At 45.7% G+C, this 25,495-nt stretch carries 20 protein-coding genes and 1 riboswitch; of the genes, 14 read left to right on the forward strand and 6 right to left on the reverse strand.

Annotation, left to right across the window (positions count from 1 at the left end):
- The first annotated feature begins 250 nt into the window (after nucleotides 1–250).
- From xylB to MHH49_RS13585, 3 genes are all read left to right on the forward strand, one after another.
- Nucleotides 251–1,747 (forward strand): xylulokinase, encoded by a 1,497-nt coding sequence (gene xylB / locus MHH49_RS13575; protein WP_076128710.1) that lies wholly within the window; start codon nucleotides 251–253, stop codon nucleotides 1,745–1,747.
- Nucleotides 1,748–1,954: 207 nt separating this feature from the next.
- Nucleotides 1,955–3,742 carry a sensor histidine kinase gene (locus tag MHH49_RS13580; RefSeq protein ID WP_076128708.1) on the forward strand — a complete coding sequence of 596 codons (1,788 nt, stop codon included), beginning with the start codon at nucleotides 1,955–1,957 and terminating at the stop codon, nucleotides 3,740–3,742.
- Nucleotides 3,739–5,289, forward strand: a complete 1,551-nt coding sequence (locus MHH49_RS13585; protein ID WP_076185438.1) for a response regulator transcription factor — start codon at nucleotides 3,739–3,741, stop codon at nucleotides 5,287–5,289. The genes MHH49_RS13580 and MHH49_RS13585 overlap by 4 nt, the downstream gene beginning before the upstream one ends.
- Before the next feature lie 78 nt (nucleotides 5,290–5,367).
- On the opposite strand, the gene MHH49_RS13590 is transcribed toward MHH49_RS13585, so the two are convergent.
- A complete protein-coding gene (locus tag MHH49_RS13590; protein ID WP_341138200.1) occupies nucleotides 5,368–5,769 on the reverse strand; it encodes a hypothetical protein in 402 nt (133 codons plus the stop codon).
- Nucleotides 5,770–6,511: 742 nt separating this feature from the next.
- On the opposite strand from MHH49_RS13590, the gene MHH49_RS13595 reads away from it, so the two are divergent.
- The 5 genes from MHH49_RS13595 (at nucleotide 6,512) to MHH49_RS13615 (ending at nucleotide 14,129) form a co-directional block, all read left to right on the forward strand.
- Complete coding sequence (locus tag MHH49_RS13595) at nucleotides 6,512–7,492, forward strand: ABC transporter permease (RefSeq protein ID WP_036680239.1); 981 nt, start codon at nucleotides 6,512–6,514, stop codon at nucleotides 7,490–7,492.
- 65 nt (nucleotides 7,493–7,557) lie between these two features.
- Nucleotides 7,558–8,463: a carbohydrate ABC transporter permease gene (locus MHH49_RS13600; protein WP_036680237.1), complete on the forward strand. Its 906-nt coding sequence runs from the start codon at nucleotides 7,558–7,560 to the stop codon at nucleotides 8,461–8,463.
- Between the two features lie 141 nt (nucleotides 8,464–8,604).
- Nucleotides 8,605–10,362 (forward strand): ABC transporter substrate-binding protein, encoded by a 1,758-nt coding sequence (locus MHH49_RS13605; RefSeq protein WP_080742630.1) that lies wholly within the window; start codon nucleotides 8,605–8,607, stop codon nucleotides 10,360–10,362.
- 115 nt (nucleotides 10,363–10,477) lie between these two features.
- Nucleotides 10,478–12,850 (forward strand): glycoside hydrolase family 95 protein, encoded by a 2,373-nt coding sequence (locus MHH49_RS13610; protein ID WP_076179355.1) that lies wholly within the window; start codon nucleotides 10,478–10,480, stop codon nucleotides 12,848–12,850.
- A 139-nt stretch (nucleotides 12,851–12,989) separates the two neighbouring features.
- Nucleotides 12,990–14,129, forward strand: coding sequence for a transglutaminase domain-containing protein (locus MHH49_RS13615; protein WP_076185435.1), 1,140 nt, complete (start codon nucleotides 12,990–12,992; stop codon nucleotides 14,127–14,129).
- Nucleotides 14,130–14,237: 108 nt separating this feature from the next.
- On the opposite strand, the gene MHH49_RS13620 is transcribed toward MHH49_RS13615, so the two are convergent.
- Nucleotides 14,238–15,719: an amino acid permease gene (locus MHH49_RS13620; RefSeq protein WP_076179353.1), complete on the reverse strand. Its 1,482-nt coding sequence runs from the start codon at nucleotides 15,717–15,719 to the stop codon at nucleotides 14,238–14,240.
- 199 nt (nucleotides 15,720–15,918) lie between these two features.
- Nucleotides 15,919–16,124, reverse strand: a riboswitch (Lysine riboswitch).
- A 101-nt stretch (nucleotides 16,125–16,225) separates the two neighbouring features.
- Entirely contained in the window at nucleotides 16,226–17,362 is a 1,137-nt protein-coding gene (locus MHH49_RS13625; protein ID WP_076142234.1) for a virulence factor, read from the reverse strand.
- A 223-nt stretch (nucleotides 17,363–17,585) separates the two neighbouring features.
- On the opposite strand from MHH49_RS13625, the gene MHH49_RS13630 reads away from it, so the two are divergent.
- The gene (locus tag MHH49_RS13630) at nucleotides 17,586–18,551 is read left to right on the forward strand and encodes an MBL fold metallo-hydrolase (protein WP_076104191.1); all 966 of its coding nucleotides are present in this window, start codon (nucleotides 17,586–17,588) and stop codon (nucleotides 18,549–18,551) included.
- A 155-nt stretch (nucleotides 18,552–18,706) separates the two neighbouring features.
- On the forward strand, nucleotides 18,707–20,332 hold the full coding sequence (locus MHH49_RS13635) for an ABC-F family ATP-binding cassette domain-containing protein (protein WP_076179352.1): 1,626 nt from the start codon (nucleotides 18,707–18,709) through the stop codon (nucleotides 20,330–20,332).
- Nucleotides 20,333–20,657: 325 nt separating this feature from the next.
- Here the strand turns inward: MHH49_RS13635 and MHH49_RS13640 are convergent, their stop codons facing one another.
- Nucleotides 20,658–20,843 (reverse strand): hypothetical protein, encoded by a 186-nt coding sequence (locus tag MHH49_RS13640; RefSeq protein ID WP_036680230.1) that lies wholly within the window; start codon nucleotides 20,841–20,843, stop codon nucleotides 20,658–20,660.
- Between the two features lie 133 nt (nucleotides 20,844–20,976).
- Between MHH49_RS13640 and MHH49_RS13645 the strand changes: the two genes are divergently transcribed.
- Together MHH49_RS13645 and MHH49_RS13650 are read left to right on the forward strand one after the other, a co-directional pair.
- On the forward strand, nucleotides 20,977–21,846 hold the full coding sequence (locus MHH49_RS13645; RefSeq protein ID WP_076104192.1) for a cation diffusion facilitator family transporter: 870 nt from the start codon (nucleotides 20,977–20,979) through the stop codon (nucleotides 21,844–21,846).
- A 203-nt stretch (nucleotides 21,847–22,049) separates the two neighbouring features.
- Nucleotides 22,050–23,147, forward strand: a complete 1,098-nt coding sequence (locus tag MHH49_RS13650) for a C40 family peptidase (RefSeq protein ID WP_076179351.1) — start codon at nucleotides 22,050–22,052, stop codon at nucleotides 23,145–23,147.
- A 221-nt stretch (nucleotides 23,148–23,368) separates the two neighbouring features.
- On the opposite strand, the gene MHH49_RS13655 is transcribed toward MHH49_RS13650, so the two are convergent.
- Both MHH49_RS13655 and MHH49_RS13660 read right to left on the reverse strand, forming a co-directional pair.
- Entirely contained in the window at nucleotides 23,369–23,746 is a 378-nt protein-coding gene (locus MHH49_RS13655) for a hypothetical protein (protein WP_036680226.1), read from the reverse strand.
- A gap of 223 nt (nucleotides 23,747–23,969) precedes the next feature.
- Nucleotides 23,970–24,137, reverse strand: a complete 168-nt coding sequence (locus MHH49_RS13660; RefSeq protein ID WP_036680225.1) for a DUF1328 domain-containing protein — start codon at nucleotides 24,135–24,137, stop codon at nucleotides 23,970–23,972.
- Nucleotides 24,138–24,326: 189 nt separating this feature from the next.
- Between MHH49_RS13660 and MHH49_RS13665 the strand changes: the two genes are divergently transcribed.
- Together MHH49_RS13665 and MHH49_RS13670 are read left to right on the forward strand one after the other, a co-directional pair.
- The gene (locus MHH49_RS13665; RefSeq protein WP_076146325.1) at nucleotides 24,327–24,833 is read left to right on the forward strand and encodes a DUF948 domain-containing protein; all 507 of its coding nucleotides are present in this window, start codon (nucleotides 24,327–24,329) and stop codon (nucleotides 24,831–24,833) included.
- Between the two features lie 59 nt (nucleotides 24,834–24,892).
- Nucleotides 24,893–25,417: a hypothetical protein gene (locus MHH49_RS13670; RefSeq protein WP_051491114.1), complete on the forward strand. Its 525-nt coding sequence runs from the start codon at nucleotides 24,893–24,895 to the stop codon at nucleotides 25,415–25,417.
- The last annotated feature ends 78 nt before the right edge of the window (nucleotides 25,418–25,495 follow it).

Raw genomic sequence — 25,495 nt, forward strand, 5'->3', positions numbered from 1 at the left:
TTTTTACAGGGAGCTTGAAGCTTAAGCTTTGAGTCTAGTTTGAACAAATGCAACGGGGGTTGCTGAAGAGAGCATTCTTCGGCAGCCCCCTTTTTGTAGCCAAAACTAAGCGGATGCTTTCGAAGTAAGTTTTATTCGAAGTAACTCAACGTAGTAAACGCTCATAAAACTAAGCAGATGCTTACGAAGCGAGTTTTATTGCGAAGAGAATCAAGAAGCTAAGCTCCATAAAACTTTTAGGAGGTCAAAAATGAAATACGTTATAGGTGTTGATTTGGGGACTAGTGCAGTGAAGACTGTTCTAGTGGACCCGCAGGGGAAGGTGGCTTTTGAGCATTCCGAGTCCTACCCGCTAAGCAGACCCCAACCGAACTGGAGTGAGCAAAATCCTGAAGATTGGGTAAAGGGCACGCTGGTCAGCCTGCGCCGTCTGATTGAAGTATCAGGCATAGACCCGTCTCAAGTAGACGGTCTAAGTTTCTCCGGACAAATGCACGGATTGGTACTGGTAGATAAAGAAGGGCAAGTGCTGCGTCCAGCTATTCTTTGGAATGATACCCGTACTACTGCACAATGCCGTAAGATTGAGAAGACGCTTGGAACGAAGTTGATCGATATCGCCAGAAACAAAGCATTGGAAGGTTTTACACTGCCTAAGATTCTGTGGGTTCAAGAGAATGAACCAGAAGTATTATCACAGGCGCATCAGTTCCTGCTGCCAAAAGATTATGTTCGTTATCGGTTGACGGGTGATTATGCAATGGATTACTCCGATGCTGCCGGAACGTTGCTATTGGATGTAGGTTCTAAAGAATGGAGTGCAGAAATCGCAGAGGCTTTTGAACTTCCGCTTTCTCTTTGTCCTAGATTGGTAGAATCCTTTGAACAGACTGGAACTTTATTGCCGGACATTGCTGAAGCGTCAGGTCTTTTATCTTCAACAAAGGTATTTGCTGGTGGTGCAGATAATGCTTGTGGCGCGCTCGGAGCGGGTGTATTGGGAGAAGGCCGGACCATGTGCAGTATTGGTACATCTGGTGTAGTTCTTTCTTATGAAAGCAATAAAGATTTGAATCTCGAAGGCAAAGTCCATTTCTTTAACCATGGTGAAAAAGATGCCTACTATATTATGGGGGTTACACTAGCTGCTGGTCATAGCCTTACGTGGTTCAAAGAAACCTTTGCGGCGGACAAAAGCTTTGATGAGCTGTTAAGCGGAGTTTCCTCTATTCCAGCTGGCAGCGGCGGCCTGTTATTCACACCTTATATTGTAGGAGAACGTACACCACATCCAGATGCGAATATTCGCGGAAGCTTTATTGGTATGGATTCAGGGCATACGTTGACGCATTTTACACGTGCAGTATTAGAAGGCATTACCTTCTCACTGCGTGAATCCATTGAGATTGTACGTGAGTCAGGCAAAGAGATTACAGAGATCATTGCAATTGGTGGTGGAGCTAAAAATGAGGCTTGGCTGCAAATGCAGGCTGATATTTTCAATGCATCCATCGTGAAGCTGGAAAGTGAACAGGGTCCGGCAATGGGAGCAGCTATGCTGGCGGCTTATGGAAGCGGATGGTTCACATCCCTTGCGGAATGTGCAGAAGCGTTTATCCGTCCTGCTGATGTTTATAAACCAGATCCGAAACAAACGGCAATCTATGATGGTCTATTCAACCTCTATCAGGAAGTTTACGGCCAGACCCGCGAATTGAATAACAAGCTGGCTGCATATCGCCAATAAAACGCCATTTATCAATCTGTCTGATATAAAAAAGGTCTTTCGCATCTGGCGGAAGGCCTTTTTAAAGACCATCTTCTTTATAGAGGTGATGAACGGCAATATTCAAAAATGTTGCCGTTTTCATTTTTCTTCTGTAAAGTATGGAATATCTCCAAGGTAGTGGCAGCCTGTACATGAGATAGTGAAGGTTTCGGGGGGCGAAAGGCCATGTTTCAATGGTTTGTTAAGGTGCTGAATGACATCAAAATCCGCAATAAGCTGCTGCTTGCTTTTTTACTGACTACACTTTTACCGGTATTACTGGTAGGTGGTTATCTTACGATTGAGATGAGGACCATGGCGTTTGAGAACGCACTGGAGCAAGCTTCAATTAACGTAGATCGGGTAAAAAAAAGAACAGAAGAAGTCATCGGTGTATCGCAAGATATAGCGTATCGATTGTCCAATGATGCCCGGCTGAAAAAACTCGCCATACGCCAGTATGTAAGCACTTATGATGTGGTTGAGGCTTATCGGGATTACACTGATATGCGTGAATACCTAAGATTATATAAAGACATATCCAACATACGTTTATACACTGATAATGCTACGCTGCTTAACAACTGGGAGCTGATCAATCCTTCGTCTGCCATTAAGGAGAGCCAGTGGTATCAGAGAGCACAGCGGTACGATAGCCTCGTCGGTTGGGAATATATAGAGGATGAGCGTGATCAGCGGAATTATTTAAGTCTTGTCCGCAAAATCGAGCTGGAGGGCTCCAGTAAAATTGGCGTGCTCGTTATTAATGTAAACAGTCACCAGCTAACCTCAATTCTGAGCCAGGAATCATTTGATACCATGATCGTGGATGATCAGGATAATATCATTGCTGCGAACCGGAGCGATCGGACAGGAAAGAAACTGGCAGATGTTTCTTTTGATACAAAGCTTTTGGGGCAAGGAAGCGGGAGCTATGAGGCAGAAGTAGATGGTGAAGCCTCCAAAATAGTGATAGAAGAACTTAAACCACAAGCCAGCCGTAACGCCCTGCGAATTATTTCTGTTTTTTCTATTGATAGTATAGTCAAAGAACCTAATCGGGTGATTAAGCTTTCGATTACCGTGATTGCCGTAAGCGTTTTATTGGCCTTTTTAATCATATATAGTTTCTCTTCATTATTTTCACGTCGATTATTGCAGTTAAGCAGACATATTAACCGCGTTAGTACGGGTGATTTTGACACTTCATTAAAAATTGATGGCAAAGATGAAATTGCCCTGTTAGCTCGTCAGTTCAATTCTATGGTACGGAGTATTAACGATTTGATGTACGAGGTACAGGAATCTAATGACCAGAACAGTCTGCTGGAACAGAAACAGAATGATATCCGTTTTAAAATGCTGGCAAGCCAGATCAATCCTCATTTCTTGTTCAATGCGCTGGAATCTATTCGTATGGAGGCCCATATGAAAGGGCAAGTGGAGATTGCACGGGTAGTGCGTCTTCTTGGCAAAATGATGCGCAGTAATCTGGAGGTAGGCCGAAGTAAAATTTTGCTTAGCCAGGAGCTTGAAGTGGTTCGTTGTTATTTGGATATTCAGCAATTCCGTTATGAGGATCGTTTGAAATATCAATTTATTGTAGACCCTGCCGTCGAATCACTCTACATCCCGCCGCTGATTGTGCAGCCGCTTGTGGAAAATGCGGTGATTCATGGGTTAGACAACACGATGGATGGAGCAATGGTTACGGTGAATATCAAGCGTGAGCAGAATCATGCGGTCTTTACCATTACCGATAATGGAGCCGGGATCACTCCGGACAAGCTGGAGCAGATCCGTTATACCCTTGAGGTTCGTGATGAGCAGGAAGAGGCACGCATCGGGCTGCGCAATGTACACGACCGTTTGAAGTTATCCTACGGTGTTGAATATGGACTGAATATCGAAAGCCGGATGAATGAAGGAACATCTATTACGTTTCGTATTCCAATGGAGGACATAAATCTATGATCAAAGTATTGATTGTTGATGATGAGCCAAAGCTGCGGGAAGGCCTTCGGGCTCTAATCCCTTGGGAAGAGCTAGGGTATACGGTGGTGGCTACGGCCGCCAACGGCTTGCAAGCTCAGGAGAAATATCATATTTTTTATCCGGAACTGATTGTGGTGGATATCCGCATGCCTGGTATGGACGGGCTGGAGTTAATCGGTGAGCTGCGCGAGGAAGGCTCGACCAGCCATGTGCTGATTTTAAGTGGTCATGCGGATTTTGAGTATGCCAAACGAGCCATTTCTTACCGCATTGACGGCTATTTACTGAAGCCGGTGGATGAGGAAGAGCTAATCAACTATTTGGAGGAACTCAGAGTCACGATCGCTCAGGAAGATCGCTTTAGCCGCTGGAATGAAGAGGAGCCTGCCCGTAATCGCGAAAGCCTGCTGCGTACATTGCTGCAGCCTTCAACTGCGGAGGAGGGGGAGAATGATCCTGCTAAGCAGGCGGCAGCACTGGGTCTTAAATCAGACCGTGTCGAAGTGATCCTACTCGAATTACTCGCGCCTGCGGGCGGTAGTGAGGAAGGGGAGCGGGCCGTTAAGGCCGCGGTAGAACAGTATTTTGGCAGCAGTGAAGAGCGGATGTTTTTCACGATGCCGCCATATATTGGATTCCTGCTGCAAGAGCCGCTGCCAGGAAAGCAGGAACAGGAGCGGCTGATGGAAGAGCTTGCGTCCTTAATTTGCCGCGAGGGATACAACTTCAGCGCAGCAACGGGAGGCCCTGTAGCTGGACCAGAAGAGGCGGCACAGTCTTTTCAAGTGGCGCGTGAACTGCTGCGCCGGGCATTCTTTTACCGCAAAGGGATTCTGATCAGCGCCGATCTCTCCGGTATGTTGTTTCCTGGAGTGGCGGAGGCGTACACCGAAGAAGGGCAGGATGCGGAGAGCCGCCTAATGCTTGCTGTTGAAACCGGAAGCCGCGCGGCCATTGAACCGCTGGTGGATACGATCTGTGCGGAGCTACTGGCTGCGGGCAGTGAGGAGCAGCAGATCAAAGATACATTTGTGCGGATTCTCAGTACGGTGTTGGCCCGTCTCGAACCGGTCTATCCAGAGATTCGCAGCAATGCCGCTAAGCATTCCCCGCCGATCGGTGAGCTCTACCATAGTCATTATCTGGCAGACCTGCAAGAGCAGGCCGTTAATTTCATGGCGGAGATCGCCGATCAAATGTCCAGTGGCAGCAAAGGGAATGAGATCAAAAAAATTACGGAGCTAATCAACCGCCGTTACAATGAGAACCTTAAGCTTGAGACCTTATCTGAGTTATTTAATTACAACAGCGCATATCTAGGTAAAATGTTCAAGAACACTACCGGGGAATACTTCAATACGTATGTGGACAAAGTGCGGATTGAGAAGGCGAAGCAATTCCTAGCACAAGGCATGAAAGTATATGAGGTGGCCGAGAAAGTTGGGTACATGAACCCCGATTACTTCAACGCCAAGTTCCGTAAATATGTAGGACTCTCCCCAAGTTCTTTTCGCAAAAACATCTAAAATAGAAGCCCAAAAAGCCACAGTTGCAGTTCAGGTATAACCTGAGCTTTAGCTGTGGCTTTTTTTCTTACATTAAAGCTACTTCACTAATAATAAATCTAATCTTTGTTGCAATTCTTGATTTGCAGGGTCCTTTTGAAGGGCCAGAAGTAACTCTTGAATTTGATCCATCTCTTTAAAAGGTTCATTTTGTACATATTTGTCATGTATTCTGGTTTCCAAGGTATATCCATAATCGAACCCTAATGTTGAATACGTCGAAAGGGCAGCAATTTTACTCGCTTGCTCTACAGCAAGAATGCTTGGTGTTGAGGATCGTTCTAATTCCACTCTTAGACCGTCGAGTTCTGATGTCAGATTCAGGTCCAGCCTATTCATTAATCTGTTATGGCTTACGTTGTTATTGAATTGAAATAAATTTAGTGTCAATAATACTGCGGCGATAATCAATAATAATGTCTTGATGTTTTTGTTTTTCATTGCTCTCCTATTACCCTCCTTTAGGAAAAGAAATTGCAGGTACAACAGATAATGTCGACTCGGCATGTGCGTATAAGGAATATGTATCTGAAATAGTTGAAGTACTGATGTATCAGGTGATATTTTCTAGATAAGATGATATTAAAGTAATTAATTTTAATTGAACCATACGGAGGTTTTCGTTGAGGAGCAGGGCAGGGGTTACGGGTATACTTGTTACGCCTCATCTGAGAGCATATTATAGTTTTCATTCGCGGGTATGACGGACTCCAGAGTCGTTATTTGGGCTATTTCGAGTCCAATTTCGATTTATCGGACTCCATGTACGTTATTAGCTGCAAATGTTCTCCAAAAGGTGGTTTTTTAAGTGAATAAGGTCTTTATAGTCCGCCTAACCCAATAAGATGTGCAATTTGCTTAAATAAGGTCATTTCAGTCCGCGCCTTCGCTTCCGGCCACGTTCACTTATAGAACGTTAGCTCGGGGCGTTTTTTAATTATGGGATGAAGTATTAATTGTGTGAAATAGACAGGGGATTAAGTATCGTATTGATTTATGAAATCAAATAATTTCACTTAATTTTATTTTCAGTAAATTCATGTTTGTTTTCAGTGTTTTCAACGATGTATCCGCTTTATTTTGGCTCTAAATCTCTAATTTTCACCTGATTTTAGGTCGAATTTATAGGGTACTGCAATCGCTTACAGAGATTTAGAATATAGACATAGAGAGGAGGGGCTTTATGAAAGCGGACACAGTAACTTCTCAAATCCCGCCGGATACCCGAACACGCAACAAAAAGCCTGCTTCAGGAGGACGGTTTTGGAGAAGCTTTAAGAATCAAAAGTACTTATGGATGATGTCGATACCTTTTGTGATCTGGGCATTCGTCTTCAGTTATCTCCCGTTATGGGGCTGGACGATGGCTTTTCAAAAGTACAAGCCCGCACGTGGCTTTTTTGAACAAGAATGGGTAGGTTTTGAACACTTTAAGACACTGTTCAGTGACTCGCAATTCCTTCTGGCGCTGCGTAATACGCTAGCGATGAGTGGAATGGGCTTGGTCGCAGGCCTTATCTTTCCGATAACGTTTGCAATATTGCTCAATGAAGTGCGTCTCGGCTTCTTTAAACGATTTGCTCAAACAGTCTCGTATTTGCCCCACTTTGTATCATGGGTGGTTGCAGCAGGGATTGTAACTAAAATGTTATCTGGTGAAAATGGTATTGTAAACGATATCTTGTTAGGAATAGGATTCATAGACGCACCTATCCAGTTTATGGCCCAGGGCCATCTTTTCTGGGGAATCGTTACCTTATCGGATATTTGGAAAGAGACCGGATGGAATGCCATCATCTACCTTGCAGCTATCGCAGGTATTGGGCCTGAATTGTACGAAGCAGCCCGGGTAGACGGTGCCAGCAGGCTGCGTCAGGTATGGCATATTACACTTCCGGGTATTCGCCCAACAATTACTGTACTACTTATTATGTCGATTGGTAATTTGCTCAATATCGGCTTTGAGAAGCAATTCTTGCTCGGAAACAACCTCGTTACCGACTATTCTCAAGTGCTAGACTTGTATTCACTGAAATACGGACTGGGCATGGCGAGATATTCCTACGGTACTGCGATCAATATATTCAACTCAGTGATCAGTGTAATTCTACTGTTTACGATTAATGGAATCTTTAAACGTACAACAAAAGAGAGCCTTCTGTAACACAGAGGGCCCTTCAACCCAATCGTGGCAGCAAATTGCCCTTTTCATGAAAGGAGAGCGTTACCGTGGGAGAATCAGCTATCACCAGAAAGTCATGGTCAGACAGGATCTTTGATTTCTTTGTATATTTTGTAATCCTGTTTGTGGTTGTAATCACGATTTATCCGTTTTTGAACGTGCTTGCCATCTCACTGAATGATTCAGTGGATAGTGTGCGCGGTGGAGTGACCATCTATCCCCGCCAGTTTACTTGGGACAATTACTTGAAAATCTTCACCTTCTCGGGATTAATCACCGGGTTTAAAATATCCGCTTTACGGACAGTTGTTGGAACTTTATTCGGACTGATCAGTGCCTCGATGCTGGCGTTTACGATCAGCCGCCCTGACTTTGCAGGCCGTAAATTCGTTTCCACATTCTTGGCAATGACCATGTATATCTCTGGAGGAATGATTCCTATATACATGCTGATCAAGGATCTGCATATGATGAACAGCTTTGCAGTTTATGTCCTACCTGGATTGGTCAGTGCTTTTAACGTTTTCGTTATCCGCTCCTTTATCGACGGTCTGCCTTATGCGCTGCAGGAATCAGCGAAGCTGGATGGAGCCAATGACTTTACTATCTACTTCCGGGTCATTTTGCCACTGATGAAACCAGCGTTAGCAACAATTGCGCTGTTCCTAGCAGTAGGTCAATGGAATGCTTGGTTGGATACTTATCTGTACAATGGTTCAAGCCCTAACTTAACCACATTACAGTTTGAATTGATGAAGGTTCTACAGACCACAACCAGTGGTAACGGAGGCGACTACCGCTCCAACATTGCTTCGCTGGCTTCCAATCAGGTCTCGCCGGAGTCGCTCAAAATGGCGATTACGATTGTCGTAACCGTACCGATTCTGTTGGTTTATCCGTTCATTCAGAAGTATTTTGTTAAAGGTATGACACTTGGTGCTGTGAAGAGTTAATCACAGTTTAACGGGGGAGCTTAGTCTCCCCTATGCTTAAAACCTATTGTGTATCCGTTTTCTTTTGGCAAGCTGGGTAAAGTATTAACAGGTCTTCACCTGTGATACGATAGATAAACAATTTTAAGGAGGGTTTATTTAATGGGAAGTAATAGAAAGATAAAAGCCAAAGCTACGGCATTAACGCTCACTTCTATTATGCTGCTCGGTGTGCTTGCAGGCTGCGGCGGTAACAATGGCAACAATGGTAATGCTGCAGCTGGAAATACAGGCGGCAATGCAACTAATGCTGGAAATGCGACCAATGCGGCTGAGGATATTTCCCCGCTCACGATGACCTTCTTCAGTGCAGACCCTAACCCGAACTGGACAGGTATGCAAGATGAAGTTGGTAAAGTGATTACGGAAAAAACGGGAGTAACCCTAAATGCTGAATATGCAGTTGGTGATCCTCAACAAAAAGTAGCCTTGATCGCAGCGAGCGGCGAATATCCGGATTTGATCAGTGCTAAGACTGATGTCAGTAAGCTGGTGGATGCAGGCGCAATGCTTGATCTAACAGACCTGATTGAAAAATATGCTCCGAATATCAAAAAAGTATTGGGCGAAGAAGGCATGAAACGTTCACGTTACAGTGACGATGATCACGCGATTTATGCCATCCCTACCTATGCAGGTGTGGACAACAAATATTTTGATGCTGGTGGCGGATTTGAACTACAGCACCGTGCTGTTAAAGAAGCTGGATATCCTGCAATCAAAACTGTTCAAGATTATGAGAACGTAATCAAGGCTTACCTGGAAAAACATCCTACGGATGAAAATGGTAACAAAAACATCGGCCTGACTCTGAATGCAGATGATTGGTACATGTACATTACAGTAACTAACCCAGCATTTATTACTACTGGTTCTCCTGACGATGGTGAATATGCGATTGATATCGACACCCAAGAAGTAACTTATCACTTCCGTCGTCCGGCTGAAAAAGAATATTTCCGCTGGCTCAACCACATGAACGATATCGGATTGCTTGATCCAGAAAGTTTCGTTCAAAAGTATGATCAGTACAAAGCTAAAATTGCTACCGGCCGCGTTATTGGTTTGATTGACCAAGACTGGGGTTATGGCGATGGAGAAAGAGCATTGAAAGCTGAAGGCAAGCTGGATCAAGGCTATGGACACTATCCTGTAACCTTGTCTGAGGAGTACAAAGAAACCTCCTTCTGGCCTACAGGCTTCATGGGTGGTAACGGAATTGGGATCAGCGTAGATGCTAAAGATCCAGTTCGTGCGATTAAATTCCTGGACTACCTAGCTTCCGACGAAGGTCAAGTATTGGTTAACTGGGGTATTGAAGGCAAACACTACAATGTTGTTGATGGCAAACGTGTCATTCCTGAAGATGTGAACGACCGTAAATATAATGACACTACCAACTTCCAAAAAGAAACTGGTTTGGGTAATGTCGGATCAAACTATGCATTGCTGAGCGCTCACTATGGCGACGGTGTATTGGATCCATCTGGTAACTACTACACAACTCGTTTCCCTGAGCAAGTAACTGTAGGTTACAATGCGGTTGAAAAAGAAACACTTGCTGCTTACAAAGCAACAACTTGGAAAGACCTCTTCCCAAGTGAAGATGAGTTCAAAGTTAAACCTTGGGGCGCGGCATGGAACATCACGATTCCTGGGGATAGCGAAATTGTCGTTCTTGACAACAAGCTGAAGGATATCAGTTGGAAACGGATCCCAGAAGCAATCTTGTCTAAACCAGCTGATTTCGATAAAGTTTGGGATGCTTACATGGCTGAGCTTGATAAAGCTGGTGTAACGAAAGCTGAAGATTTGCGTGAAGAGCTGGTTAAACAACGCGTGAAACTTTGGAATGATTAATTATTAAATTTCGTCTAATCCAATAAAAGCATGAAGATGGCGGGAAGTCCGAACGAAAGTCCGGGCCTCCCGCTGATTGCTTTTCACCGGTAATAACAGGACAGGAGGAATATACATGGGAGAGAGCAAGAACTCCGGACGGCATGAGTTATGGTACAAGCAGCCGGCGGCTGTATGGGAAGAGGCGCTGCCCGTAGGTAACGGGAGGCTGGGCGGCATGGTCTTTGGTGGAATCGAAGAAGAACGGATTCAATTAAATGAAGACACTCTATGGTCAGGTTTCCCGCGGGATAAAGCCAACTATGAGGCACTGCGGCATTTGGCTCCAGCTAAACAGCTAGTTGCAGAGGGGAAATACAAGGAAGCAGAAGCACTGGTGGACGCCAAAATGTTAGGCAGCCGGACGGAATCCTATCAACCGCTTGGAGATTTGCGATTGAAGTTTAATTTTGCAGGTCCTGTAGAGGATTACCGGAGAGAGCTTGATCTGGATCAGGCGTTGGCTACGGTAACCTATACTGCCGGTGGTGTAAGGATCGTACGTGAAGTATTGGCCAGCAGACCGGATGACATTATAGCTCTTCATATCCGTGCTGAGGGGGGGGAGGGCCAAGCTACTCTCCCAGATTTCTGGGCGGATCTGGCATCACCACATCCTTTCAACTCGGAGATTACTCCGGATGGCATGCTGATTATGACTGGCCGTGCCCCGTCGCATGTGGCTGATAACTACGTAGGGGATCACCCGCGTGCCGTATTATATGAAGAAGGGCTTGGCATAAGTTTTGCTGCGGTTATGGAGATCCAGACGGAAGGTGGGACTTGTGTAGCGGAGAACGGCTCGCTGTTGATTTCTGGCGCGCACTCCATTACCCTTCGTCTGGCTGCGGCAACCGATTATGCCGGGTATGACCGGATGCCGGGAAGCGGTGGCAAGCTGCCAGCGGAGTTGTGCCTAGTGCAGTTAGCTTCAGCCTCTAAAGGATACGCAGAGCTTAAGCAACGCCACTTAGAGGATCATCAATCCTTGTTCCACCGTGTGGAGTTGACGCTTGCATCTGCTGCTTCCCGAGGAGAGCTTCCGACTGATGAGCGCCTGGTACAATACCGCGAAGGACAGGCAGATCCTGAACTGGAAGCGTTGCTGTTCCAGTATGGCCGCTACCTGATGATTGCTGGCTCACGGCCGGGGACGCAAGCTCTGAATCTGCAGGGTATTTGGAATCCCTATATTCAGCCACCATGGAACAGCAATTATACGACAAATATCAACACCGAAATGAATTATTGGCCAGCCGAGTTATGCGGATTGGGCGAATGCCATGAACCTTTAATAGATTTTATCACGGAGCTTAGCGTGGCTGGCAGCCGTACAGCGAGTATTCATTATGCCGCACGTGGCTGGACAGTACACCATAATACCGATTTGTGGCGGATGACTTCTCCATCAGACGGTAAGGCGATGTGGGCTTTTTGGCCGATGGGCGGGGTATGGCTCTCTCGCCATCTATGGGAGCGTTACGCTTTTCGTCCAGATGAGGACTATTTGCGCACAGCTTATCCCATACTAAAGGGAGCCGCATTGTTTTGTCTGGATTGGCTAGTAGAGCTGCCTGATGGAAGATGGACGACAGGTTTGTCTACCTCGCCAGAGAATGTATTTCTGACTGCTGACGGCACACCATGCAGTGTCTCGGCTGGCTCAGCTATGGATTTATCGCTTATCGCTGAGTTGTTCAAGCACTGCATTCAGGCTGCTGACATTTTAAATACCGATGTAGAGCTGCGTCAGGAGCTTATGCAGAAACAGAAACAGCTTGCCCACCAAGGGATCGCACCGGACGGAACTGTCCGCGAATGGAATGAGGATTTTGCTGAACAAGAGCCTGGGCATCGTCATGTTTCTCATTTGTATGACCTGTACCCTGGGAACGTAATTAGCCCTTCCTCCACACCAGAGCTAGCGGAGGCGGCAGCCTTAACACTGAAGAAACGCATAGAACACGGAGGTGGCCATACAGGCTGGAGCGCAGCATGGTTGCTTAATCTTTATGCGCGTCTGAAGGATGGCGAGAGTGCGGTTAGCTGTCTACGTCGCATTTTGCAAGATTCCAGTTTGCCGAACCTGTTCGGAAATCATCCTCCGTTTCAGATTGATGGAAACTTCGGCACTACAGCCGGAATAGCAGAAATGCTTTTGCAGAGTCATCAGGAGGGTCTGGAACTATTACCTGCTCTTCCAGAGGAATGGTCTGAAGGCAGCGTGAAAGGGTTGGTGGCACGTGGTGGCTTTGTCATGACTATAGAATGGAGCGGGGGCTGTTTAACTAGGGCAGAGGTTACCTCGACTCATGGCCGATCCTGCAGAATTGTTCAACACCAGCCTTTGCTCATTCAAAAACCTGATGGTACACAGATTGAAGGAGCGGGGCTGGAATTTGAAACAGTAATAGGAGAGACCTATCTCATTACACCCCTAAAGAAATAATTCATATTGATCTGGCTTAGAGGCTGTTCTCAGAGTAGAATTATTCTACAGAGAACAGTCTTTTTTTGCCCAAGTCTTCATTATCTATTAAATGGAGGGTTTTGAATAAGTCTGTAGGAGCCGGAGGATCAGAATAATTATGTGGAAAAAACGCTTCACGTTGGCAAAAGTCATTCTTGGAGGAGTGATTATTTGCGCAGCCATTCCCCCGACATTGTATTGGACCTGGGGGCATGCTTATGCGGCCACGACTTCACCGACCGTTCGTTCTGTGAGTGAAATTGCCCAGAAGCTAACCGGTGCGATGAATAATCGTAGAGAGACTATCACTTTTACTTATGAGGGGAAAACCTCGAATTTAAAAACACAGATACAAACGGGTCTAGATCAAGCGATGAATAGCGATCCCTATTTGTATTACATCATAGACAGCTACGGATACACTTATCGAGGGAGCAAAAGCTCTGTAAAGGTTACGGTAGAAGTGAAATACTTGGAAACGCTGGAGCAGACCGCTTTTGTGAATAAAGAAGTAAAGGCAACGCTCAAGAAGATCATTACACCGGGCATGAATAATCATCAGAAGGTTAAGGCTATCCACGACTGGGTGGTGCTGCGTCTGAAGTATGATACCTCTTATCGTAAATATACGGCTTATGAAGGCCTGAAGAGTGGCAGTGCCGTTTGCCAAGGGTATTCGCTGTTGACCTATAAGCTGCTCAAGGAAGCGGGATTCAGTAATAAAATCGTTGAGGGCACTGCAAAACAGCCGGGAGGACGCAGCCAGTCTCATGCTTGGAATCTAGTGCTGCTCGAAGGGAGATGGTATCATCTCGACACAACTTGGGATGACCCGACACCTGATAAAGCCGGCGTAGTAAGCACCGCGTATTACTTGAAGACTGATGCCCAAATGCGTCAGGACCATAGCTGGACGAAGTCTTATCCGGCAGCCTCGGTTGCCTATTATAAGACCTTGTCAGCACTTGTAGAGCGTGGAGGACAGAGCGCCGGGGTGTATAAGCAACTTCAGAAGGACCTTAATTATGAGCTGTATGCCGAGGAACGGATTGTACGTTCAGCAGCAGATTTAATTCAGCTGGCGAATAAGGCTGTCGCTTCAGGAGAGGGATCTTTATTATTCCGTTATGACGGTAGTGGAACCCAGCTGAAGAATGATCTACAGGAGTTATATAAACTTGGACTAGAGGAAGTGTCTTATTCTAGCACTTCTTTTGATAATACGGGTGATCTAAAAGTGTATGTGACTTGGGAATAGGCAAAGGGCTAAGTAAAATCAGGAGTTGAATATACTAGATTGATTTATATAAAAAGGGATATCCCGCAGCCTTTCAGGCTTCTGGATATCCCTTTTTGAGGAGTCTATTTATTCTGGGTGAGTACTAAGATCGCATTTATCCAAAGGAATAATATTACTCTTGCGGAAGAAGCGATAGCCGGCCCAAATCAAGACGAATAATGGCAGGCTGATATAGGAAACGGCAATACCGTACCAGTCGATGTTTCCACCTGAGAAGGCACCCATATTCTGGCCAAGGATGGCTACCGTACAAAGTACTAAGGCAAATATAGGCCCAAACGGGAACCATCTAGCCCGGTAAGGCAGCTCATCAAGGGAATGACCTTGAGCTATAAAGGCGCGTCTGAAACGATAATGGCAGACAGCGATGCCGAGCCAGTTAATAAATCCACACATACCGGAAGCATTAAGCAACCAGTTGTATACAGCACCATCACCAAAGAATGATGCTAAAAAGGCTAACATACCCACGGCTGTGGTCACGAGCAAAGCACCAACAGGAACACCGCGGCGATTAAGCTTGCCTAGAGCACGTGGAGCCATTCCATCCTTAGCCATAGCGTACAGGACGCGGGTGGAGGCGTACATTCCCGAGTTCCCGGCTGACAATACGGAGCTGAGAATGACAGCATTCATGACGGATGCGGCAATAGCAAGTCCTGCTTTATTAAATACGATCGTAAACGGACTGACTCCGATATCATCAATACCACCGCGCAGCAGATCTGGATTCGTGTAAGGAATCAGCATTCCGATTACTAGTATAGCGAGGATATAAAAGATTAATATACGCCAGAAGACTTGGCGAATAGCAATAGGTACGTTACGGCGAGGGTTCTCACTCTCACCTGCTGCAACACCGATTAGCTCGGTGCCTTGGAAGGAGAATCCCGCAGCCATAAAGACACCGACGAAAGCGAAGAAGCCACCGTGGAACGAGCTGCCCCCGATCTGGAAATTGCTGAAGCCTACGGCTTTTCCGCCCATGATTCCGAAAATCATCAAAACTCCGACAATAAGGAAGGCGATAACAGTAATAATTTTGATAATGGCAAACCAATATTCTGATTCTCCGTATCCACGAGCAGACAGGAAATTAAGACCGAACATCAGCAGCAGGAACACGAGACTCCAGAGAAAGGAGGGACTGTCCGGGAACCAATATTTAATAATGACGGTGGCGGCAGACAATTCTGCTGCAATCGTAACCGCCCAGTTATACCAGAAGTTCCAGCCGATGGCGAACCCAAAAGCGGGGCTGACGAAACGCGTGCCGTAAGTGCTGAATGAGCCGGAATCCGGTAAATAGGTAGCGAGCTCTCCCAGACTGGTCATGAGGAAATAAACCATAACACCAACAGCCGTATAGGCTAGAAGTGCACCACCGGGTCCGGCTGAAGCGATAGCGCCACCACTGGCCAGGAAGAGTCCAGTACCAATAGATCCTCCAAGCGCAATCATAGTCAAATGCCTTGCTTTAAATGATTTTTTTAGCTCAGGCGGGTTACTTACGTTGCCTTGTGCTAGATTTTGCTGCTTGCCCTGCATGATTTGACACTCCTTATGATCTAATCTTTCAATTCATGAACGGGGAGTGCTGAGCTGCTTCCTCCCGCAGAGCGGGAGAGTGTATTTGGTGGTCTCCATAAGGTTATGGGGAAACACTAAATATACAAATTCTGTAAACGCAAAGAAACCGCAGACTATATCTGCGGTTTCCATCTATACAGCTCCGCATCATACTCCCTGTGAAGATAGCGCAACACATTATGACCTGCTGCTTATGCAGGTTATACAATGTGACAGTTCCGTGCCTTTCGGCAACGGCCCCAGCCTGCACCGCTGTAAGAGCGACAGTGCAGACTTCGGCAGATATTCCTTTCGACGCGATTCATAGACGGCTCTAACGTCTCCACGCGCGTACTCTTTATATCCGCGACCTCTACCTCATCTTAGTATGACGAGGCTATCTTTACTTCATTCATTTATAAACAACAGGAATTAGTATAAAGCAAGTTCGCAAGTCAAGCAATGACAAAATCCGGTAGGGAATGTTAGCTGCGACGACGCTCTGACATTTGCTGCCAAACGGTACCCGCCGCTGCTTCACCGGAAGCGATACGTTCCAAAGCCATTTTAGCCTGAAGTCCAACCTCGAATTCCGGATCTTCCGCCGCAACCGACAGCGCTTCTTGGGCATCGGATGTGCCCACCTCATAGAGGAAACGAGCTGCGCGCCAGCGGACAAGCTTGCTCTTATCTGTCAGTGCCGCCGTCATCACTGGCGTGGCGGCAGGATCGCCGATGTCGGACAGCGTATCGCCTGCCGTACGTCTCACGGCTGGCGCGCTGTCTGCCATCGCCTCATAGAGCAGCTCCATCGCTTCGGGCGTGCGAAGGTCGCCTAGATACACGACCGCAAGCCTGCGAATATGCAGCTTGGGATCGTGCAGCGCCGCCTTAAGCTCCGGCAGGAGCTCCGCCGTCGGCGTAAGATCCTCCAGCGCGGCGTAGCGCACGCGCCAATCCTCATGCTTCAGGTCTCGCAGCAGCTCATCCTGACTGCGGGTTCGTCTCTGCTCGACGAACTCGCCTTCGGCGCCGTGCGCAATGGCTTGCTGCACGAGAGAGTCGAGGCGTTCCTGCGGATACGCCGCTTCGACCTCTTGCTCCACCTCGCGTGCAATCTCCGCGGGCTCGCCATAACGCACGCCGTAATCAGTGAGCTTACGCTCTTTAATCATCACGGCGCTAGCCACATCCATAACCGCCTTCGTGAAGCGGTTTGCTAAGGAGATGCGCTCTTCATTCGCGCCGGTCTTAACGCGGATTTGCAGCGGAATTCCGCGGAACATCTGGACGAAGACTTGGGCTTCGCCGAAATGAGCGCCAGCGTTCTCATCGGCAAGATTCCAATCGTCAATTAAGCCTTCGCTGTTGCCGAAGCGGTTCTGGACTTCTCTTAGAATCGCTGCCCAATCCGCATTGCCCTTGCGTTCGAGCGCTGCAAAGTCAGCAGCATGATAGATGCTAATAACGCCCGGTATCGTTAACATTTCGCGTGCCCAGGCAGGTGCGGAACGTTCACTTTCTGGTGTATAGGTTCTGCGGATTCCAGGTTCCAGACTTTCGTCCAAATGAAGCTTCATCGTATTTGGACTTGGAGTCGGTTCAATAAAAGTAATCTTCATACGTAGCTCCCCCTTGAACGGTATATGCACCGCCATACTTTATACACATATTATCTCATTTCTGGCGTGAAACACAAAAGGGTGCTTAGATATTTTGCGGAAAAAGGGCGCACCCTTACCAAGTAACTTGTATATTTTGCAAAATACTCTGCCGTTCAATATAGTTGTATTATATTCGCTAAAGTAAAGCGTGCTCGGCAAACTTCTAAAGATGAGGTGCTCTATGGTTAAATTTCGCTACAATAACCTCGACAATGTGAGTACCGATAAAACACTTAAAGAGTTTCGTAAGTGGCGGGAGGAACGTCGACGGAAGAAAAAAGATTATTCATATGTAGTGCCAAGTACGCCACCGAGGTTAGCTTATCTGGCGGAGAATCGGCTGGAGACTACCATTACGTGGATTGGGCATTCAACGTTTTTTCTTCAATATGAAGGGATGAATATCATTACTGATCCAATCTGGGCGAGAAGACTAGGCTTTGAGAAAAGATTGGGGCAACCCGGGATTCCGCTCAGCGAAGTGCCTCCCATTGACCTGATTCTGATCTCGCACTCTCATTATGACCACTTGCATATGGCTTCTATCCGTAAATTATATAGAGCAGGGACAACCCTTGTTGTTCCTATAGGCTTGAAACGAAAGATGCTCCGCAAAGGATTTCGCAACTGCATAGAAATGGAATGGTGGCAGGAAAATACGCTAGGTAAAATTAAGCTTACCTTCGTGCCGACTCAGCACTGGACGCGGAGAACGCCTTGGGACACGAATACTTCGCATTGGGGAGGATATATTCTGCAGCCGATCGAATCGGATAGCGACAAGCTGCCCCCAAACCTGTATTTCGCAGGAGATAGCGGTTATTTTCCGGGTTTTAAGGAGATTGGGAGCCGCTATAAGCTTCATGTTGCACTCATGCCGATTGGAGCTTATGAACCGGAGTGGTTCATGACCTCGCAGCATGTAACCCCTGAAGAGGCTATACAAGCATTTGTAGATGTTGGAGCGGAGACCATGATTCCGATGCATTACGGCACCTATAGACTTGCTGATGATACGGCCCGGGAAGCGCTGGATCGGATGGAAAGTGCCCGGCTTAAACAAGGTATTTCTGAAGAAAGAATCCGTACGCTCAGTTATGGTGAAACGCTTGTTATACAACCCGAGAATCGCATAACTGGACAATAATTGAAAAAATTCCTCCTTACTGGCGACCTCTGTACAGCAGCTGGAATAACTTTAGTATTGGAGAGAACAGCTGAAAAGGCTATTTTACGGGCTTTTTGCTCTCTATTTATGCTATAATGAGCCGAAACCCTAAGTGAAAAGGATGGTAATGCGTAATGATTAGCACAAGCGGCGTAACACTCCGCTACGGAAAACGCGCTCTCTTTGAAGATGTAAACATAAAATTCACCCCTGGTAACTGCTACGGTTTGATTGGCGCCAATGGTGCCGGTAAATCAACCTTTCTGAAAATTCTGTCTGGTGAGATCGAAGCAAATACCGGTGAGGTACATGTTACACCAGGCGAACGTCTCGCAGTACTCAAACAGAACCATTTTGAGTATGATGAATTCCCAGTACTTGAGACCGTAATTATGGGTCATACACGTCTTTATGAAATTATGAAAGAAAAGGACGCGCTTTATGCGAAGTCTGATTTCACAGAAGCGGATGGCCTGCGTGCAGGGGAGCTTGAAGGTGAGTTCGCTGAGCTTAACGGCTGGGATGCTGAGCCAGATGCAGCTGCCATGCTGATTGGTCTCGGAATTATGCGTGAACTGCATGACAAAAAAATGGCCGAACTGAGCGGCAATGAAAAGGTACGGGTACTCTTGGCGCAAGCCTTGTTTGGCCGTCCAAATAACCTGCTGCTAGATGAGCCTACCAACCACTTGGATCTCGAATCTATTGGCTGGTTAGAGAACTTCCTCATGGACTATGAAGGTACTGTTATCGTCGTATCCCATGACCGTCACTTCCTGAATAAAGTATGTACGCATATTGCGGATATTGATTTTGGCAAAATCCAAATGTACGTCGGCAACTACGACTTCTGGTATGAGTCCAGTCAGCTTGCGCAAGCTTTGCAGCGTGATTCGAACAAGAAGAAGGAAGATAAAATCAAGGAATTGCAGGCATTTATCCAGCGTTTCTCGGCCAATGCTTCCAAGTCTAAACAAGCGACATCACGTAAGAAACAACTTGAGAAAATTACACTGGACGATATTCGTCCGTCCAACCGTAAATATCCGTTCCTCAACTTCAAACCTGAACGTGAAGCGGGTAAACAATTGCTGACAGTCAGCGGTTTGTCCAAAGCGGTTGAAGGTGAAAAGCTTCTTGATGAAATCAGCTTTGTAGTAAACAAAGGGGATAAGATTGCTTTTGTGGGCCCTTACTCCCAGCCTAAATCACTGCTGTTTGATGTGATCATGGGTGAGCAAGAAGCGGATACGGGGGAATATACATGGGGAGTAACTACAACTCAAGCGTATTTCCCGAAAGACAACTCCAGCTATTTCGATGGTGTAGAAATGAATCTTGTAGAATGGCTACGCCAGTATTCTAAAGATCAGGACGAAACTTTCCTGCGTGGATTCTTGGGCCGTATGTTGTTCGCCGGAGAAGAAGCACTGAAGAAAGCAAGCGTGCTGTCCGGGGGCGAGAAGGTTCGCTGTATGCTGGCCAAAATGATGCTCAACGGCGCAAACGTGCTTGTGTTCGATGAACCAACCAACCACTTGGATCTGGAATCCATCACGGCACTGAATAACGGGCTGATCGATTTCGATGGCACGATTCTATTCACTTCCCATGACCATCAGTTCATCCAAACCATTGCTAACCGCATCATCGAGATTACACCTACAGGTGTAATTGACCGCTCCATGAGCTACGATGAATATTTGGAGAATCCAGAAATTAAGGAAATGCGCCAGCGCATGTATCCTGTAGAAGTATAATATTTAATTTCCGCTATGCGGAAGGAACCCATGAAGCAGCTACTCTAATCCTTTTAGGATCAGGGTAGCTGTCTTTATAATTTCGATTTTGAAAAGTTATTAACAAGTAGAATTCTACGGGGAGTATACGCGGGGCTTCTAAGACGGGAGTCTTTAGCCCTTGAGTTTTCCAAAGCGCATGTTTTCAGCTGACTAATCGTACAATAAAGAGAATCAGTTATGAATTTGAAGAGTTCTAATCCATCCTATCAGGCAGGACGAACGTATAAACGGCTGCGTTTCCCCGAGGGATTCGCAGCCGTTTATGTTTAAATATAAGTAAATACTAAGATCCGCCAGTACGACGGCGTTGGTTGTTAGGCTTTTTGTTATTTTGGCTTTTTAGCGGTTTGGCGGAACCAGCCTGAAATGTGGATCCAGGTTTGGAGGAAGATTGTTGTTTCTTCTGCTCCAGTTTTTTACGGATAGCTTCCGCTAAGTTGATTTTTCCTTTATCGTTGCTTTCGCTCATTATGATAACCTCCTTCGAAGCAAGTCCTTACACTTTATTCTAATTGTTTTTAAATGCTGCCACAAGGGCAAGAATAATTGAAAGAATTCTTTTCCGTATTTTAAATAATCGGGGAAAAAGAGGGGGAGCCAAGATGACTGATATTTACGAAGATATACGTAAAGGGGAACGAGGAGCTTGGGTTAGCATAGCGGCTTACCTCATCCTATCATCATTCAAGCTGGTTTGCGGTTATTTATTTGCATCTAGCGCACTCGTAGCGGACGGGGTCAACAATTTAACAGATATCGTGGCATCCATAGCTGTGCTGGTGGGTTTACGGATTTCGCGGAAGCCACCTGACTCTGACCACGCTTATGGGCATTTCCGCGCAGAGACCGTAGCGGCGTTGTTGGCTTCTTTTATCATGGCGGTAGTGGGCATTCAAGTGATTGTAGAGGCGGTGCGGTCCTTTTTCGATCGTACAAAAGAAACGCCACAGCTCTTGTCGGCAGGGGTGGCTATTGTATGTGCAGTGGCTATGATGGGGGTATATATATATAACAAAAGACTGGCCAAGCAAATTAACAGTGGGGCACTTATGGCAGCGGCTAAGGATAATTTTTCTGATGCTATGGTCAGTGTTGGAGCCGCAGTTGGGATTGTAGGCGCACAGTTTGGATTGCCATGGATTGATTCCGCAGCGGCTGTTCTTGTCGGACTCATTATCTCCAAGACTGCTTGGGATATTTTTCGTGATTCGACCTATCGGCTTACCGATGGCTTTGATGAAGATAAATTGATGGATCTACGCAGTACGATTGCTCGAACGCCGGGAGTAGAAGAGATTAAAGATGTGAAGGCACGGGTTCATGGTAATCATGTGCATGTGGATGTTGTAGTGGAGGTGGATGCGAATATTTCTGTGACGGAAGGTCATGAAATAAGTGATTCCATCGAAGAAAGAATGAGCAAAATGCATAATATTATGAATGTGCAGGTGCACGTGGAACCTAAAAAATAAATTAAAAATGCTATATTAAGGAAAAAACACACATATTCAAGGAGAAATCAAGACTTTAGACCTGTATGTTACCATAAAGTGGCATGATTATATGTGAAATTTGGAGCATGTTCCAAATCCCGGGCAAGCCTATAATGAGGGCATAAAGGAATAATGTAGTACAATCCTTTATTGAAATCTCATCATGGAATTTGGGGGAACGTATGATCAAATCACATAAGCAAATTACAGCATCTTTGTTAGTATCTGCTGCAATTGTTGCAGGTTTAGGAGTATCTGCTCCTGGACAAGCAGCGGCAGCCTCAAGTTCATCTAATTCAGTTACAGCAGCTTCAGCCGTTCAAACAGGTGTGATCGAGGCTAGTGTTCGCCTTCGCAGCACCCCTTCTACTGACGGAGAAATAGTGAAGTACTTGCAAAAGGGAGATCAAGTGCAGATCCTTTCGCAGCCTAACAGCTATTGGTATCAAGTAAAAACGGCTGATGGTTCAGTGGGTTATACAAGTGCAGGAGATAAGTATATCAGCGTATCCTCTGCTTCAGTAACGACACCATCGGCACAAACTGGCACCATTAAGTATGGTGTGAATCTTCGGGTTTCACCTTCAACAAGCGGAAAAGTAATGAAGCTTTTGAATAAGGGAGAAAAAGTAGAAGTTCTGGCACAGCCTAACAGTTACTGGTATCAAGTTAAAGCGGCGGATGGTAGCATCGGATATATAAGTTCAAGTGATCAATATAGTACACTTTCAGGAAACGGTGGGGGATCTGGAACGGTAACGCCTACACCAACGCCTACACCTACACCTACACCTACACCTACACCTACACCCAATCCGCCTATAACAACACCGGGGGCTTCAGCCCAAATCGAACGGGTAATTGCTGCAGGCATGGGATATCTAGGAACGCCTTATGAGTATGGCTCCAGCAGAAATGATACAAGAACCTTTGACTGCTCGGACTTCATCCGGCAAATTTTTATGGATGCTGCGAATCTCAAACTGCCGGCGGATTCCCGTCAACAAGGAGATTGGGTGAAGTCGAATAGTACGATGGTTACGTCTATTTCCAATTTGAAGCGCGGCGACTTAATGTTCTTTATGGATTATAAGGGGAATTCTGCTTCTGCTTATGAGGGAATCGACAAATCTACAGCTAGAATATCGCATGTTGCTATGTATCTAGGAGATGGACAAGTTCTACAAACTTATTCCGTAGCTTCAGGCGGGGTAAGAGTAGATAAACTAAGCGCTTCTTGGATGAATCGTTTTCTCTACGGAGGTTCGGTCATTCGCTAAATATATGAAAAATGCAGGAAGCGACAGCATCGCATGTTTGTGACGGGTGAACGATGGCGGGCGTACGCGCAAGAGAGCTATCCTTTTAGTAGAATTCTCTACTGAGGGGGTAGCTCTTCCTGTTTTATCTGTTCAGAATATGCACTCTCCACATAAAAAAAGGGCAGTACCAACGGCCATTTTTCTGGCTCTTGGGACACCCTTTTTTCGCATATTGATAATTAAGGTAAGATCACATTGGCTGTTACAGGAACCTTAACCCATGCTTTTCCTAGCCAAGTGTAGATTTCTCTCCATTCATTACCCCAAGTGTCCGAAATAACTTCACCTGTTGTATCAAGAGTCTGAACGCCAAGCCAGCCTGCTGGAATTATACCTCCGACGGAAAAGTAGAAAGGTGTTTTCTCGGTCAGCACTATTTGTGGTGTTGCTGGAATCATATCCGCTGGAGTGATAATTGTTTCAAAAGAATTGCTGTAAGTGCTTCCAGTTACGGTTGCAGGATCCGTAGTAGTGTTAGTTACTTCAGCTGCTGAAGCTGTAGCAGCAATGGAAGCCATAAGACCTAAGGCTACTGTAAGGCTGGCGATTTTTTTCATGTTTGGTTCCTCCTAGTAGGGGTTGGATGTATTTTTTTCCAAAAGCGCTGTTTGCTAATATGCTAGTAAACGTAAATGATGCGTGATGAACCACCCATCCAACATTTCTTATTTTCTCAAGTGACATCCGTGCAGGAATGACCTATACTTTCTGCATGATGAATAAGATATATGGATAGATATGGGAGGGATACGACAGTCACACCATTAAAATGAGGGGCTACTACATAGATCTACCTCTGCGTCCCGTGAAGAGAGAAATTACAAACAGAACCAGGAAGACGAAGAACAGGATCTTAGCAAGACCAGCGGCGGCGGCTACAAGGTTGAAGAAACCAAAGATTCCGGCGATTACTGCGACTACAAGTAGTATTGCGGACCATTTTAACATTACATATCACCTATCCTTTTTTGATTAATGTAGTCATTGTATAAACGGGGACTTTGATTTTGAAACAAAAGGGAAGAGGGACTCTTGACAACGCTCGACAAGATGTTTCGGCTTATGGGAGCAGGGGTAACTATGCAGTATACAAGGCTGATTAGCCGATATTTATGAGATATGGAAGGGGTTATGAATATGATCATTGAACTTAGTGTAGCTCTCGTCGCAATTGCATTTGCAGTACTTGTTTTCTTTTTAATTAAAACCTTAAAGTCGGCAAAGGATTCACTCGACAAAGTCAGCCAAACCTTGGTGGAAGTACAGAAGACGATGGATGAGCTTACTTATGAAGTGAAAACGACGGTCAGACACGCAAATGAAATCACTGCCGATGTACAGCATAAGATTCAGAAGATTGACCCAGTCATCGATTCTGTTAAGAATCTGGGTGATGTTATGAATGAGCTAACCTTAACAGTCAAACAAGTGTCAGTCACAGTGATCGAGAAATATCGTAAATCGCGTGAGCTGAAGGAGAAAAGTAAGGAAGTATCTATAAAAGAAGCTCCTCTAACTCCTGCTGAAGAACGTACTGTTAACTCCTATGATGCCATTTATACTGAGAAGTCACCGGGAAAAATAGCTACAGTGCTAAAAGGTGTAGACGTAGCTGCAACTCTTTGGAAGAAATTTCGTCATTAAGCATAAGATAGTAAAGCTTCTGTAATCGGTGGCTGCAGATAAGAAAGGTGGGACACAACATGAACATGATGATCCTTTTATTTGGTCTTCTTTTCCCATACTTTGATGCGTCTCCACAGTTGGCGCCTATCGCTACTTTTATTGAACAACCTAAGTCGGTTCTCGCATTTGAACATGCTTCAGAATCCAGTCCATATATCAATGACTTTGATTCTCTGCAAGGTGTTGCTTTATATGCCACAAAGGAAGAAATGTTTCTGGCCAAAGGCAATCCACTTGCGGTGACAAATGATCCATTACAAGAGACGGTGGAGTACCACTACGCAGATGTGACAGTGGGTGTGGGCGAGGGGATGGTACTTTATGTACATGTTTCACCTCCGCAAGCACGGCAGTTTGGTTTACATGTAGATGGTGTAGAAATCGATCCTGTAAGAGATAATTTGCAAGATACTTTGGGCAAACCGTATTTTATAGCTGAAGATGGGGATGTATATATGAGAGGGAATAATGCACTCAAAATATATCGAAATTTGGCGGGTGAATTTGAAGGAATTGATTTATTTGATAGTATTTCTTCCTAATGTGTTTCATATTTGAGCAAATTGGTTAATAAACATAGGCTGTCTTTAGAATAGAGTAACCTCCAGAACCACTAGGTA

The organism is Paenibacillus sp. FSL F4-0122 (assembly GCF_038002845.1).
Taxonomy (GTDB): domain Bacteria; phylum Bacillota; class Bacilli; order Paenibacillales; family Paenibacillaceae; genus Paenibacillus_AQ; species Paenibacillus_AQ odorifer.